Here is a 14760-nt window from a genome sequence, read left to right on the forward strand (position 1 = left end):
ACGTAAAACCGCCAGCTGCGATATTGCTGACCTGCATTTACCCTTAAAGCCCGGCAGTGATGGCTTCCTATTTAACGGCTTAGCGCACCACCTGATTGCCAATCAAAAGCTTGATCATGGGTTTATTGATCAGCATTGTGAAGGGTTTGCTGCCTTATCTGAGAGCGTCCAACAACAGAACCTGGCACAAACAGCCATGGATTGTGATCTAACGGAAGCGGCGCTCAACACACTGTATCAATGGTTCGCTGATTATGAGCGCAGCGTCACCCTCTTCTCGCAAGGCATCAACCAATCATCCAGCGGTGTCGATAAAGGCAATGCCATTATCAATTGCCACCTGATTAGCGGAAAAATTGGTAAACCGGGGGCGTCACCTTTTTCCATCACAGGTCAGCCCAATGCCATGGGAGGCCGCGAAGTCGGCGGTTTAGCCAACCAACTCGCGGCACATATGGAACTAAAAAACCCGGACAGCCTGGATAAAGTAAAACGTTTTTGGAATGCGCCTAATTTAGCCCGGCGGGCAGGCTTGAAAGCAGTCGACATGTTTGATGCAGTGGCTGGCGGGCAAATAAAAGCCATTTGGATTATCGCCACTAACCCTGTCGTTTCTATGCCTGATGCCGACAAGATTAAACAAGCTCTGGCCCATTGTGATTTAGTGATTGTGTCTGATTCAAGTGATTCAACCGATACGCTGCAGTTTGCAAATGTATGTTTACCGGCAACCACCTGGGGGGAGAAAGAGGGTACGGTGACTAACTCAGAACGACGTATTTCCCGGCAACGTGGCTTTTTCAGCGCACCCGGTGAAGCACGTCATGACTGGCAGATAATCAGTGAAGTTGCGCAACGTATGGGCTTTAAGGATGCTTTTAACTACAGGTGCAGCGCCGATGTGTTTCGCGAACATGCCGCACTTTCCGGTTTCGAAAACATAGACGCTAGCGGTAACAATGAGCGTGACTTTGATATTTCAGGGCTTGCTAATATCAGCGACCTGGAATATCAGAACCTTGAACCTATTCAATGGCCGGTTAATAAAACCTATCCACAGGGTAGAAAGCGTTTCTTTGACGATGGCCACTTTTATACGGCGTCTAACAAAGCAAACCTGATCGCTATTACACCGCGCTTACCCACTTATGCAGCAGACTGTGACCAATTGATCCTTAATACCGGCCGCATCAGAGATCAGTGGCATACCATGACACGTACCGGTAAGGCACATCGCTTATTGGAGCATATTGCAACGCCTCAGGTTGAAATCCACCCTGATACGGCGGCAAAACTGGCTATCAAAAATAACACGCTAGTCTCTCTCAAAGACCGGGGAATTGAATATATTGCACGCGCTAATATCAGCGACTCACAGCGCACGGACTCGCTGTTTGTACCGATGCACTGGAGCGATGCATTTGCCAGCCATGCCCGCGCAAACAGCCTGGTTCGCCCGATTCAAGATGCTCTTTCCGGCCAACCCGAGTTCAAACACAGCCCGGTGACTATCACAGCGTTAACACCTCATTGGCAGGGTGTTTTGCTCAGTGCCCCTGACTTTGTCCCTGATACAAAAATGGAATGGTTTAAAACACCCTTGGCCAATTGCACACTCTGGGAGCTTATTGATCTTAATAAGTCGCCCTCATTCGCATGGCTCACGGCTGAATTTGCAGAGGTTGACCAATGGGTGCATCTGGCAGACTCAGAACAACGCTATCTGAATGCTGCTGGCTTTATAGGTAATCAGTTACAGGTGGTGTTACTCAGCGGGCCAGCGCTACCTGAGTACGATAAATCCTGGTTAGCCAGCCAGATAGGAACGGAATTTTCACCTGAACAGGACCGTTTACGTTTGCTTTCCGGCTTTCCGGCAGATCCCTCATTACAAACAGGAAAAACTATCTGCTCCTGTTATCAGGTAGGCGAACAAACCATTATCAAGGCACTGCAAAATGACGAAGCCAACAGTGTTGAAAGCTTAGGAGCCACCCTAAAATGCGGCAGTAACTGCGGTTCCTGTATCCCTGAATTGCGTACCCTGGTGAATAATCACAATCGTGGTTGTGCAACCGCTGTCATTCAAACGGATAATGCCGCCTGATCAGGCGGCATTATCAACACTTCACTCGAATTAGCCGACCGGATCTGGCATATGTATTTTTCGTGTCTTTTTAACCGTTATTTTTGGCGTGTTGTTTTCCGGGTCTGTCATCCGGTTAGTGTCTACATGTGCTGTTGAGCGAACAAATTCCATACCCTCTCTGAGCAATTTCGCCTGTTCTATTGCACTAACGCCCTCAGACTGTTTAATCTGGATTGAAGAGGGATCATTAAACGAACCCTCTTCTACGATAATCGTAAATCCAGACTCATGGGTTACATAATTCGATTCTTTTTTCCATTGCAACATATAAAACCTTCATTCACTTATGCCAAAATATAAAGATATCGGCGTTTGTTTATTCCAAATAAATAAACTTATCTGGTAACCACGCCAATAACTTTGTTTTCCTAATCCAAGCCACATCTATCGCCATATCAGTATCCGGCACTTGCGACTTGCTACATGGCACTCTGCCCGTATTGTTTATGCGTTGAGTCACAAATACCGCTCTTGATATTTTTTGCTAATGCTACCCTTTCGATGGGACGAAAAAAACCTACCGTGACATCTAAAAAAACTCAAAATTTGCGTGCAGTGGATTAAGAATAAATAGAGATTAACTCTTGGTAGGACCGGTTTAACTCTATTGGAGGTAACTAATTAATAACTAACTCATTAATAGGCAACTCGCTCATATTGTGCATTATCTTTTTGAACATTAACGAGTGATATGTGCTCGCCCTCAGTCATTCTATAGGATACCGACATGACAGGAATTTCACTTATATTTTTATCTACAAGGTCTATCAGTTTGTTTTTGTAGAGCTTCAACAAACGCACTTCTTGCCCGGTTATATCAGACAGCTCATTGCTAACGCCCTCAAAATATTCAAGACAATCCTCAACAGTGCCTTCAAGATTCTCTACCTGACTCAGGGCTCTGCACCTTAACATGACACTGTTGAGCTGTTGAAGCATGTACTCTGATTGAATACTTATCAGGTCTTTCGTTGTTGACTCGCTGAATGAAGTGTTAACAGAGACAGGTTTTTTTATTAATTGCACCTTATGCATCATCTCTAAGCACATTACATATCCCCAAAAAAATATTAGTCTAATCTGGTATTTAAAATCATTAGCAATATTTCAGGCAATTAAAATGAGCCTATCTTAAATTTTTTTGAGGAAATGCTATCTGAAAATAAAAAATTTCACCTCTAAAACCTCCAACTGTGTCCTAAGGCACAACATCATCAGGTGATTCAACAGCTGCTTATTATCACCCTGAAAAAGCGGTCTGAAACAGGCCGCTGTTATCGCAGATAATCCCGCCCCACACCGCCGCGGCAATCAACAAGCCAAACATAACCGCGGCCGAGCCCAAATCTTTAGCACGTCCCGCCAGTTCATTGAACTCGGTACCGGCCCTATCGACGACGGCTTCAATGGCAGAGTTTATGACCTCCAATGCCAATACCAGCAAACAGACACTCACCAGCAGAGCCCACTGTGTGGCTGTTTGTGCTACCCAAAACGATGCAGGAAACAGTAGCAGAAACGCATAGACCTCATACTGAAAAGCCGGCTCATGTTTAAAGGCAGCCTTTATTCCTTTTATCGAATACCCCGTTGCATAATAGAACCGGGCTAAGCCTGTTACCTTTTGCATTATTTATCCCTTATTCTTTCGCTAGGACCGGCCGAACCTGCCAGCCGTTATATCGCCAGATTATGGCTGGTTATACCCCAGAATTTTATAGTCTTCATCACGCAGATTATTCAACAGCAACTCACCATTGCCGGCTACCCTGAACTCACCATAACGCGCTTTTTCATATAACTGTGCTGTACCTTCCTGAAAGAAAAAAGCGTTGGTCGCAAATTTAACGTTGCCATCGCGTACGCGGTACTGCATTTTCACTTGGTTATCCGGCAATGTTTCGCCCTGATAAAAACCGGCATATTTGCCGACGCTATTTGCATCCACGTTGACGATGATGAAACCCGCTTCATTCAAAGCAGGCTTATCGCGAAACGCTTCATTTTCCAGAGCAAAGCGTAAACGCATGTAATCCCCTTGCATAAGCGAGCGTGGATCAACTGGCGCAAGTTCTAATAAGACCAGCGTGCCAGATGCCAATACTTGCTCTTTCTTAACAATGCTAAAATTCACAGCCGCCAGAACAAACAGCATCATGAGCACACTTACCCATTTAATGCGACTCATCGCTGTGCGCTTGAATAAACGCGACAGAAAGAAAACTCTTTCCTGTGTACTTTGCTGTGAGCCGACATTCAACAGAGCACGCATCATCAGTTGCCCCAGCAATAACCCGACACCACTAGCTACCAGGATAAATGACTTAACCAGTAACGTTGTGTTGAGGCTGTAGTAATACCAGGAGACGAATGATAATAACGCCAGCAATCCCAGCGCTTTCAGACTGGTACGCTGATAGGCAAAACCCACCAGTAAAATTAATAATGCGCTACTGGTCCCTAAAGCTATCAACCCGGATGCGACTAGCAGGACACCGCCAATCACCACCAGCCGCCCTGTCATGGATGATAAGGAGAGCTGATACTGTATAAAGACCTTTTTTATCACCAAGGCGAATGAAACAGCAACTAATGCTGATGTCAGCCAGGGGGCTATTGCCAACCATCCATTAGCAGCGTGTTGTCCGTAAAAAGATAATAGATCATCACTAAAAAGGATATGTCCATTAAATTGAACCAATGCCAACGCTAACCCGAAACCAACCGGTTCCCATAAAGAGGCAAATCGCTTCCAATGATTTTCATTTATCCAGACAAGCGTAAACAGCACACTACAACAAGCCGCACCTAAACCGTATATCCCGAGTTGATTGAGACCCCAAAAGAGCGCAATCATGGCAAACCAACAGCTTAAAACACGGTGTATAAAGTGCGGCATAATGGCGGTGAGTACTAACTGGAAAGCAGCTAACAGGAAAAAAGCGATTGGAGATTGGTAAGATGCCCAGTCTAGTAACGCCCAAGCCACCATCATCTGCCCGGTTAAGCTAAACACCAAACCTAACTGGCCAACGAAAATGCCCTTTGGCTGGGTGCGAAAAAATAGGTAAGCCCCCGCACAAAAAATGAGCCCGGATGCGATCAGTGCGGCTTTATTATCAACACGAAACAAGATACCAAATACAGTCCCTCCGACAAAACCCACCATAAAGAATGCAGCAACCCAGCCTGCAAAGCCCTGCATTAACGCAATATACCAAGGGGTGCGGTCATGCACAGAATCAGCAGCGTTAGCGGGTAGCTCTCCTGAGACCAGCTGCCGGCGCTTAAGCGTTTCCCATAAATTATGCGCTGAAGAGTCCATATTAAGCCTCCTCACTGGGCTGATCTTTTTCGCAATGAGTGTGTTGTGCAAGAGCCTTTTGTTGTTGGGAAAGCTTTTTCAACCAAATCCCCCCCGCCGCCGATAAACCAATAATGGCCATACTGATCAGTAAAAATGCGCCATCATCCAACATATCTTCCAACATCCGACCTAATAAAAACGTCACCACCATGATGCCGCTTAAGACACAGCCAGATAACAACACCAGGTCTACAACACGATAGCGGTACACGTAAAAAACAGCGGCCATCCAGATCACATAAACCGGCAAACCCCATATTTCATCGTTGCTATCAAAAATGGCGATAATAGCAAGCCAGGTAACGGTAACACCGGCAATTAAGGCCGATACTTGAGCAGCTTGTCGATTGTACAGCGTGATGAATGCATAGCGGGGTGTGCTTTTTATATCCAAGCCGTTTTTATCCAAGCTTTCCTGATCTGAAACGTTTTGCTTTGAGGAGCCATGCGGGCTTCCCGGGTATGCTAAGGCCTCGAATAAGACAATAAAAGCCGAGTTCACGGCCAGGAATAACCACAACCAGTCCTCCTCGCGAAACAGAAAACCGAACAGGCCGCGAAAAGTATTCAGATATAGCATCAGCGTGAGATTGACTAAACCGATCCACAGAAGCCATAACGTACTCGAGCGCCCGATAACCGCCCATGGCGTGATCAATGCAGCCCAGGCTGCAAATAACTGCCATGGATCAGCGCCGGTCTGATAGGTCTGTCCGGTTAACGCTAATAGTGCGCCGGTTAACAACGCCATGCCTGATAAGGAAACTGTAGACGATGTCCGTTGGTCATCAAGACGGGAATAGATAAACGCCGCCAGCAACATTATAGATTCGAGCAGGCCGAATTTAGCAAAGCGCCCCATGGCCTCCCAATTAAAGGCAAAAAAGAAAATCATGCCAACCGTAATCGCAACCGCTCCGCTCCACATCAGAAATTGGCTGATAAAGCTAAACCACTCTTTTTTAGCGGGACGCGACTGGGTAGCGGCTAATGCTGCTTCCACATCCCCTTGAATGAACCCCTGCTCTGCCCAGGATAAAATTAACCGGCGGTTGTCTGTCACTCATCTCTTCCTTTACTGTTTGGGCACGTAATATCAACATACTAAGTCAGATTGCCTGGATCAGCGCTTTTAGAACCTGCGGCGATTTAATCTCCTGTCGCTGTTTTATCAACGCACTGCCTAAGTCCAATGCAAACTTTTCTGACACGGCGCGCACATTAATATCTTCGATGCAATCCAGGTCCGCCACATGCGCTAACCCAATGGTACGGCGAATCAACTCCGTGCCGGCATAGCCCATACTCTCGCGCCATGTGTTCGCGATAAAAGCATCAACAAAGCCAGCCGAGGCAAATACAGGGTCCTTACATTGCTCACTGACCAGCGTCTTAAAGCGAGAGCAAAAGGTAGCCCATAATGTATCAATCGTGTTTAGCAGATATTCACGATAGTCCTGCTTCTCTTCTGCAGCACCCTCAAGCCCTGGCTGACCTGCAAAGTTGAGCAGCAGATTGCCGATAATAGAACCAATATCGAAACTCATCGGCCCATAAAAAGCGAACTCAGGGTCAATCACCTGAGTTGCTTCAGCTTTGACAAACACTGATCCCGAATGCAAATCCGCGTGCAATAATGCCTGTGCATCATTCATGAAATGATATTTGAGTCTGGCGGCTTCAATTTTAAGCGCTTCATCCTGCCACAGTGCCTCTGCAGCCTCTCTCAAGGGTGGGTTAACACTGTTGCGTTCATGGTCACAGAACGGGTCCAGGAAAAACAGCTCTTCGGTTATTTTGCACAAATCAGGATTGATATAGTCGGCTACCGCTGCTTTTTTCTGGTACGTATCTAAATAGAAATCTGAAGTATGGAACAGCGTTTCGGCGAGAAACTCTCCTAAATGGCGGCCAAGCTCAGGCAGGGACCTGCGCGCAATAAGCGCATGACGCAGATTTTCATGATCACCTATATCTTGCATTATGAAAGCTGAACGGGCGAGATCAAAATAGTACACAGCCGGCACATAATCAGCAGCCCAGGCGCCCTCTTCTTTTAAACACTGTGCCTCAATACGGATGCGATCCAGCGATAACGGCCAGCCTTCACCGATAATACGTACATAGGGCAGCGCTTGTTTAACAATGACACTCTGCTGGTCATTGGTAATACGGTATACAAAGTTAATATTACCGTCGCCTATCTCCTCAACGCGCAAAGCGGACGTGTCAGTAAACAGCTCTGTATTAAAAATCCGGGTATTCGAAAGTACAAATTCGATAATTTCAGCATCATTTACAAACTTAGCATTGGTCATAACAGGTCAATTCCCACAGGTGCTTTTTCAATATCTGCTCAGTTTGCCAGAAAAAAAACATCTTTAAAGTGAAATATCTGAACGGGTAGATTTATGCGCTATCTGTATCTACTTGAGTTGACTACGAATATGCTATCGTTTTGCTCCTTTTAACGTTAACGGACCTGATGTTAGCTATGTCATTTGAATTAATCTTTCTGTTCCTGGCAGGTTTTTTTGGCGGGGTGCTTAACTCCATTGCGGGGGGCGGCAGCTTTATTACTTTTCCTGCACTCATCTTTGTAGGGATAGCGCCTATTACAGCGAACGCGACCAACACTTTTGCTTCGTGCGCGGGCTATATGAGCGGTACTTATGCGTTTCGTAAAGAGATCGCCCAGCATAAGAAAGAACTACTTCGTATCACCCTTATCAGCTTAACCGGCGGTATTCTGGGTGCATGGTTACTGCTGCAAACACCCGAAACAGTTTTTAAAGAAGCCATTCCCTGGCTAATGCTATTTGCAACAGTGTTATTTATATTTGGCGGACAAATTAATACAGGCCTGAAAAAACTGGCATCCCGCCACCGGCATGCATCATCCATTGGCGGGGTTTTACTGTTAGTCTTACTGTTAGGGGTCGCCACGTATGGCGGCTTTTTTAATGCAGGATTAGGCATCATTACCCTGAGCTATTTAGCCTTGGCAGGCCATACCAATATCAATGCCATGAATGGTTTAAAGCTCTTAGTATCATCGGTTGTCTCACTGGTTGCCATTGCGCTATTTATTTACAATGATGTGATTGCCTGGCATGAAGGCAGCATTGTACTGTTGGGAACATTAGCCGGAGGCTATGGGGCGGCACATCTATCACGCAAACTGCCACAAAAGCATGTAAGAAACTTTGTCATTGTGGCCAGCATTGCCACCACACTGTACTTTTTTATTGATACTTATATGAATACGCCTGTTAACTAAAGACCTTTGCACGATTACACCTTTGTCTTCTGACGGTGATAAAAACCCACTCATTCAGTCATGTATAAACAGTACAGGGCTTTTATATACGCAAAAAATATAACTCCCACCACTTATACAGATCCGATTTTTTCTACCTCAAATTTAGTTCAGAGCTCCTCAATTACGTTGAAATAAAGGATGCGAGACGAATAATAGACCTGATACACCCCTATAGAAACACTTAACTGAGGCCCGGAAAATGCGCCAAGATATAATGAAAGATATCCAGGAATCGTTCGTTCCCATCACTGTGATTTCTGACATAAACAAGTCAGCCGCCGAAAAGTTAATCGCGATTCAGTCTGACTATATGACTGACCTGTTCAACACCGGACTAGCGCAGATGCAAACACTAAGTAGCGTAAAGGAACCAATAGAAGCATTCGAACTGCAGATCAAATACTTCAAAGAGCTAGACGCTAAATTGGCTAATGTGACTGAAAAAGAAGTCGCCATGCTGTCAGCAACCAAAGAACAACTGCTGGACGTTATAGAACAGCATATTTCTGAAATGTCAGATATTTTCGGGATGGCTGATGCTACCGGGTTTATGCAGGATGCTCAGAAAAAACTCAAGAGATAATGAATGTCACTCCACTTAACGGCGGCTCGCACAACACAGAGCCCACTCGCAAAAGTCTTGATTGATTGATAAAAGCAGCACCCGTCCGCAAAGGTGATGAAGGATTTTTCTGGTCACTTACGCCAGGCGGGTCACGCATCAATATCTTCTTTTATCTAAACCGCCTCCACCTTATTTTATAAACACCCATTAATAATACCTTTGCAGTAAAGCATTGCCAAAAGCCAGCCACTTCACACCCATCAACATGAATCGTCAGCAACGCTGCGTGATACAAACGGCGAATAATGAAGGTTCCCCTCACCCGCCAAAGGTGTCGGGCGAAAACCATTAAAAAGAGCAGCAGCAGATCCCGTTAGTAAAAAAATAGTGATAGATTTTAGCGACACTAGTCTAGTATTATAAAATACTAATAAATGAGCATTCATTCTTTAATATTTTTATGTTTATTTCTTTACATTGTCAGGTAAAACTTGATGGATCAAGGCTTCACAACATGAACGAAAATTGCCCCATTGTCGGCATAGGTGCTTCTGCAGGTGGACTTGAAGCTCTGGAAACATTCTTCAACAACATACCTGATAACAACGGTATGGCATTTGTCGTTGTCATGCACTTAGACCCTTCTCATGTAAGCCTGTTACCAGAACTGCTGCAAAGACGCACCAAAATGGAAGTCGTTAAAATTCGCAGTTCAGAACAGGTAGCCGCCAATAAAATCTATGTTATTCCACCTAACCGAAATTTGCAGATTTGCGATAACGTACTGGAGCTGATCGAAACGCCAGGCCAGCGTATCAAATCACCTATTGATTCTTTCTTTGAATCGTTAGCACAAGACCAGGGACGGAATGCCGCCTGCATCATACTTTCGGGTACGGGCACAGACGGAACATTGGGGCTCAAAGAGATAGCCGCTGAATCAGGCTTCGCGCTGGCTCAATCGACAAGCTCTGCCAAATACGATGGTATGCCAAAAAGTGCGATAGACACAGGGTTGGTCAACTTCATACTTGATCCCAGCGAGATGCCAAGGCATTTAATAGAGCATTTCAAAACATCAGTGATGAACAGATCAAACACAGTGACAGATACTGAAATATTAACCAGTATTCTCTCACAAATCTTACTCATCATTAAAAATCAAATGGGGCATGATTTTTCGCTTTATAAGAAAAAAACAATCTTACGTCGCATCGAGCGACGCATGCAAGTCCAGCAAATTGAAAACATACACGATTATTTATTACTTCTTAAAAAACGCACTCAGGAAGGCAATCAGGAAGTCGGCATATTATTTCGTGATCTTCTTATCGGCGTTACCAGCTTTTTCAGAGACAAAGAAGCATTTAATGCTTTATCAAACACCATTCTCCCTGAGTTACTCGACAAACAACCTGATAATTATACGGTACGTGTCTGGGTCCCTGGCTGCAGCAGTGGCGAAGAAGCTTATTCTATGGCGATTCTTCTGCAAGAATATATGGCCACTTCAGCCCGGAATATGAATATACAGATTTTTGCCACCGACGTAGACGAATATGCGATTGAACGGGCCCGCAGTGGACACTATCCGCAAACGATTATAAATGATCTGGGGGAAGAATATTGCCAGCGTTACTTTACTAAAGAGGATGGCTACTACCATGTAAAAAAATTCCTCCGCGAGATGGTTGTTTTCGCCACTCAGAATTTGATACAAGACCCTCCTTTTTCAAAACTTGATATTATTTGCTGTCGTAATTTGTTGATCTACTTTAGCCCGGAATTACAAAAACATATTTTTCCTATTTTTCATTACAGTTTAAAAGATGAAGGCATTCTGTTTTTAGGACCCTCAGAAACAACCGGCCAGTCAAATAGTTATTTTGAAATAATAGACAAAAAATGGAAAATATTTAAACGCAAACCTCACAAGGAAAATACAACGTCGGGTCTGCATTTTACAGAGCCACAGAGTCCCTTAAAAATGGAAAAGACAAACACACGATCAGCATCAGCCCAGATTACAGAACTGAGTGCGCTTCAGCTTGTTGAAATGATCCTTAAAAACAATAATGTCCCGCCCTGTGTCATTATCGATAGCCGAATGAATATCGTCTATGTGCATGGTCGACTGGGCCATTATTTAGAGCCGGCCGAAGGCCGCTTAAGCAACCAGATTTTAGAGATGGCTCGCACTCCCGCGCTACGGGACGAGCTATCCAGCGCTATTCATAAAGCGGTATTACATAAAAAAGATGTTATAAAAAAGTCCATTCCTTTTGGCATGCATGACAGTAAATTATTTTTAGATCTAAGCGTAAAGGTATTGCAGGAAATAGGCAGTTTAAAAGATCTGCTCATGATTACCTTTACCGAAAAACCGCATGCCAAAGCCACCCCGGCAGCCGACATAAATAAACAGTTGCCCGCCAACAATGATGCAAGCATTCTACAAAAAGAATTAGACAACATTCGGGATGATTTACAAACAACCATCGAAGAGCTGGAAACATCAAATGAAGAACTCAAGTCTGCTAATGAAGAATTACAGTCAACCAATGAAGAGCTGCAATCCACTAATGAAGAACTAGAAACTTCCAAAGAAGAATTACAATCGCTTAACGAGGAGTCGGTAACTGTTAATGCAGAATTACAAGCCCATATCGACGAATTATCAATGGCAAATGATGATATAAGAAATCTTTTGAATAGCACCCAGGTAGCAACGCTATTTTTAGATACCGAGTTAAAAATCCGCCGCTTCACCCCTAAAATGCAGGACATAATTAATCTGCTGCCAACAGACATACACCGACCTATCGCTCACTTGTCTTCTAGTTTACAAAACATAAAATTAACTGACGTTGCTAACCATGTTCTCAAGACGCTTGAAAAGCATGAAATCGAAGTATATGACATTAAAGATAAATATTATAAAATGCGTACTCTTCCTTACCGCACATCAAATAATGTTATCGCTGGTGTAGTTATCTCGTTTGAAGATATTACCAGTATAAAAGAGATAGAAAAAACGTTAATAGACAGCGAACAGCGCTATAAAAGCTTATTCGATAACTCTCCCTTCACTGTACTTGAAGTAGATGCATCAGGGCTGGTTAAATACATTGATACGCATCACCTGACAACACTTGAAAAACTAGAATCACATTTAAAAAATAAAAGTTTGTTAAGTAAAGACCTAACAAATTTAATACAGATACTTAATATAAATGATTCAGGTGTATCATTATTTGATGGATCAGATAAAGCATCTCTGCTAAAAAGTATCCCTAAGCTGATCCTGACAACTGCTTATCTATCAAAACACATGCAAGCCATCGTTGAACATAAATCCAATATCATATTTACATCAAAAATTCACACCATTAGCCAGAAGAATTTAGAATGTAAGATTACAATAACCATACCAAAAATAAAAAAACCAGACCATGCAGCCAACACAATTTTAGTATTAGTACCTGTTTAACATGGGCCCCGAAATCAACTCACTATGGTAAGGCAACCGAATGAGTACCAGTGATAAGTTTTCTGAACTTCGAAAAAAAGCTGAAGATATACTGAAGCTGTTCAATCATGTTGATACGGTGGCCAATAACACCGACCTTGCTAAGCTATTGCATGAACTTGATACCTACAGAATTGAGCTGGAATTACAGAACGAAGAGCTTCAATTAACCAATGCTGAGCTGAATAGCCTTCAAGATGAGCTAGAAGAGGAGATCTCTGTTCATTTCAGGCACTACGATATTGCGCCAGTGGGTTATGTCACTATCGATGTATATAAAAACATACTCGAAGTAAACCAGACGCTGGCTGGTAAGTTAGGATTAAATAAAGACGCCCTCGTTGGGCGCCCTTTCACTTCGCTTATCTTTGCAGATGATCAGGATAATTTCTATTTCTTTTGCAATAAAGTCATCAAGGATAAAAAAACTGATACCTGTGAACTGCGTTTATACACTAAAACCATTAGCCCTTTTTGGGTTAAGCTGGATTGCGCACCTGAGCATCATAATAAAGGCATGCGTATACACATGGCGATCAGTGATATATCTAACTTAAAAGCCTTAGAGCAAGATTTAACCCTATCGGCTTCCGTTTTAGACGAATGTGGAGAGATGATTATTGTTACTGACCCTGACTACAATATCATCAAGGTCAATAAAGCCTTTGTTCATACCACAGGCTTTAGTAAAGAAGAAACACTGGGAAAAAATTATAGTATTTTGCAATCAGGCAAACACAATGAGCAGTTTTATCAGGAGATGTGGACGTCGCTAAAGATCAATAAAAATTGGCAGGGTGAAATATGGAATAAACGAAAAAATGGTGAAATTTATCCTGCATGGATTAGCCTGACGACCATCAGTAACCCAGACGGATCACCCGCGTATTTTATCAGCGTATCTTCAGATATCACCCAACGCAAAAAAGATGCCGAGCACATTCACTTTATGGCCTATTATGATCCGTTAACAGGCCTACCCAACAGAATTTTATTACAAGATCGCCTCAAACAAGCACTCGTTCAGGCGCACCGTAACCGCCAACACGGTGCTGTTTTCATATTAGATATTGACCACTTTAAAGTGATTAATGATTCTTTAGGGCACTTAATCGGTGATGAACTTCTGCAAGAAGTCGCTAAACGTTTGTCCGACTGCATTCGCGAGGAAGATACGATATCCCGCCTGGGGGGAGATGAGTTTGTCGTTTTGCTCGCCGATTTAGGCGAAGATAAAAAAAATGCGATAAGCCATGCCAGCAGTGTTGCCGAAAAAATTATTCATACCATATCTGAACCCATTGTCACGCAAGAGAACAAACTGCAGATTACCGTCAGTATCGGCATCGTGATGTTTCCGGATGATACCGACCAGATCATAGACTTGATGAAACTGGCTGATAATGCCATGTATAAAGTCAAACAATCTGGCCGCAATAACTATAAGTTTGTTACCCCCAGCTTACAAAAAGAAGCGGATGAACGTTTAAGTGTTCAACATGGTTTACATGACGCACTCAAAAGAAATCACTTTGAACTGTATTACCAACCGCAAATTAACTTTATAACCCAGGCAGTCAGCGGCGCAGAAGCACTCATCCGATGGCAAAAGCCGAATAGCGGCGTAGTGTATCCGGATGATTTCATAACGATTTCAGAAGAAAGCGGATTGATTGTTCCTATCGGTACCTGGGTATTAGAAGAAGCCTGCCGACAAATATCGTCATGGAACACACACAAAAAACAACCGATTTCTTTTATATCAGTGAATATGAGTGTCCGCCAATTTCAGCAAAAAAACTTTATCTCTGAAATGCAGCGCATCATG

General features: G+C 43.6%; 11 protein-coding genes. 5 read left to right on the plus strand and 6 right to left on the minus strand.

Going from position 1 to position 14760, the window contains the following annotated elements; genetic code table 11:
• Positions 1-2107 (plus strand): molybdopterin-dependent oxidoreductase (locus tag ABY436_RS15230; RefSeq protein WP_372739793.1); only part of this gene is annotated, 2107 nt, incomplete at its 5' end.
• A gap of 30 nt (positions 2108-2137) precedes the next feature.
• Here the strand turns inward: ABY436_RS15230 and ABY436_RS15235 are convergent.
• The 6 genes from ABY436_RS15235 to mtnK form a co-directional block, all read right to left on the minus strand.
• The gene (locus ABY436_RS15235; RefSeq protein ID WP_372739794.1) at positions 2138-2416 is read right to left on the minus strand and encodes a hypothetical protein; all 279 of its coding nucleotides are present in this window, start codon (positions 2414-2416) and stop codon (positions 2138-2140) included.
• 369 nt (positions 2417-2785) lie between these two features.
• Complete coding sequence (locus tag ABY436_RS15240; protein ID WP_372739795.1) at positions 2786-3199, minus strand: hypothetical protein; 414 nt, start codon at positions 3197-3199, stop codon at positions 2786-2788.
• Between the two features lie 190 nt (positions 3200-3389).
• A complete protein-coding gene (locus tag ABY436_RS15245; RefSeq protein ID WP_372739796.1) occupies positions 3390-3779 on the minus strand; it encodes a diacylglycerol kinase in 390 nt (129 codons plus the stop codon).
• 60 nt (positions 3780-3839) lie between these two features.
• Positions 3840-5474 (minus strand): GDYXXLXY domain-containing protein, encoded by a 1635-nt coding sequence (locus tag ABY436_RS15250; protein ID WP_372739797.1) that lies wholly within the window; start codon positions 5472-5474, stop codon positions 3840-3842.
• 1 nt (position 5475) lies between these two features.
• The gene (locus ABY436_RS15255; protein ID WP_372739798.1) at positions 5476-6579 is read right to left on the minus strand and encodes a DUF2157 domain-containing protein; all 1104 of its coding nucleotides are present in this window, start codon (positions 6577-6579) and stop codon (positions 5476-5478) included.
• Positions 6580-6625: 46 nt separating this feature from the next.
• Positions 6626-7834, minus strand: coding sequence for an S-methyl-5-thioribose kinase (gene mtnK / locus ABY436_RS15260; protein ID WP_372739799.1), 1209 nt, complete (start codon positions 7832-7834; stop codon positions 6626-6628).
• Between the two features lie 176 nt (positions 7835-8010).
• On the opposite strand from mtnK, the gene ABY436_RS15265 reads away from it, so the two are divergent.
• From ABY436_RS15265 to ABY436_RS15280, 4 genes are all read left to right on the plus strand, one after another.
• Positions 8011-8796, plus strand: coding sequence for a sulfite exporter TauE/SafE family protein (locus ABY436_RS15265; protein WP_090726842.1), 786 nt, complete (start codon positions 8011-8013; stop codon positions 8794-8796).
• 241 nt (positions 8797-9037) lie between these two features.
• Positions 9038-9421: a phasin family protein gene (locus ABY436_RS15270; RefSeq protein WP_372739800.1), complete on the plus strand. Its 384-nt coding sequence runs from the start codon at positions 9038-9040 to the stop codon at positions 9419-9421.
• Positions 9422-9863: 442 nt separating this feature from the next.
• Positions 9864-12893 carry a CheR family methyltransferase gene (locus ABY436_RS15275; RefSeq protein ID WP_372739801.1) on the plus strand — a complete coding sequence of 1010 codons (3030 nt, stop codon included), beginning with the start codon at positions 9864-9866 and terminating at the stop codon, positions 12891-12893.
• A gap of 40 nt (positions 12894-12933) precedes the next feature.
• Positions 12934-14760: diguanylate cyclase domain-containing protein (locus ABY436_RS15280; protein WP_372739802.1), on the plus strand; the 1827-nt coding region annotated here is incomplete at its 3' end.

Source organism: Neptunomonas sp. (assembly GCF_041601355.1).
Classification (GTDB): Bacteria; Pseudomonadota; Gammaproteobacteria; order Pseudomonadales; family Balneatricaceae; genus Neptunomonas.

Coding starts and splice junctions, on each gene's coding strand:
- mtnK (WP_372739799.1), bottom strand. CDS start 7,834: ATGACCAATGCTAAGTTTGTAAATGATGCTGAAATTATCGAATTTGTA.
- ABY436_RS15265 (WP_090726842.1), top strand. CDS start 8,011: ATGTCATTTGAATTAATCTTTCTGTTCCTGGCAGGTTTTTTTGGCGGG.
- ABY436_RS15250 (WP_372739797.1), bottom strand. CDS start 5,474: ATGGACTCTTCAGCGCATAATTTATGGGAAACGCTTAAGCGCCGGCAG.
- ABY436_RS15235 (WP_372739794.1), bottom strand. CDS start 2,416: ATGTTGCAATGGAAAAAAGAATCGAATTATGTAACCCATGAGTCTGGA.
- ABY436_RS15240 (WP_372739795.1), bottom strand. CDS start 3,199: ATGTGCTTAGAGATGATGCATAAGGTGCAATTAATAAAAAAACCTGTC.
- ABY436_RS15245 (WP_372739796.1), bottom strand. CDS start 3,779: ATGCAAAAGGTAACAGGCTTAGCCCGGTTCTATTATGCAACGGGGTAT.
- ABY436_RS15275 (WP_372739801.1), top strand. CDS start 9,864: ATGTTTATTTCTTTACATTGTCAGGTAAAACTTGATGGATCAAGGCTT.
- ABY436_RS15270 (WP_372739800.1), top strand. CDS start 9,038: ATGCGCCAAGATATAATGAAAGATATCCAGGAATCGTTCGTTCCCATC.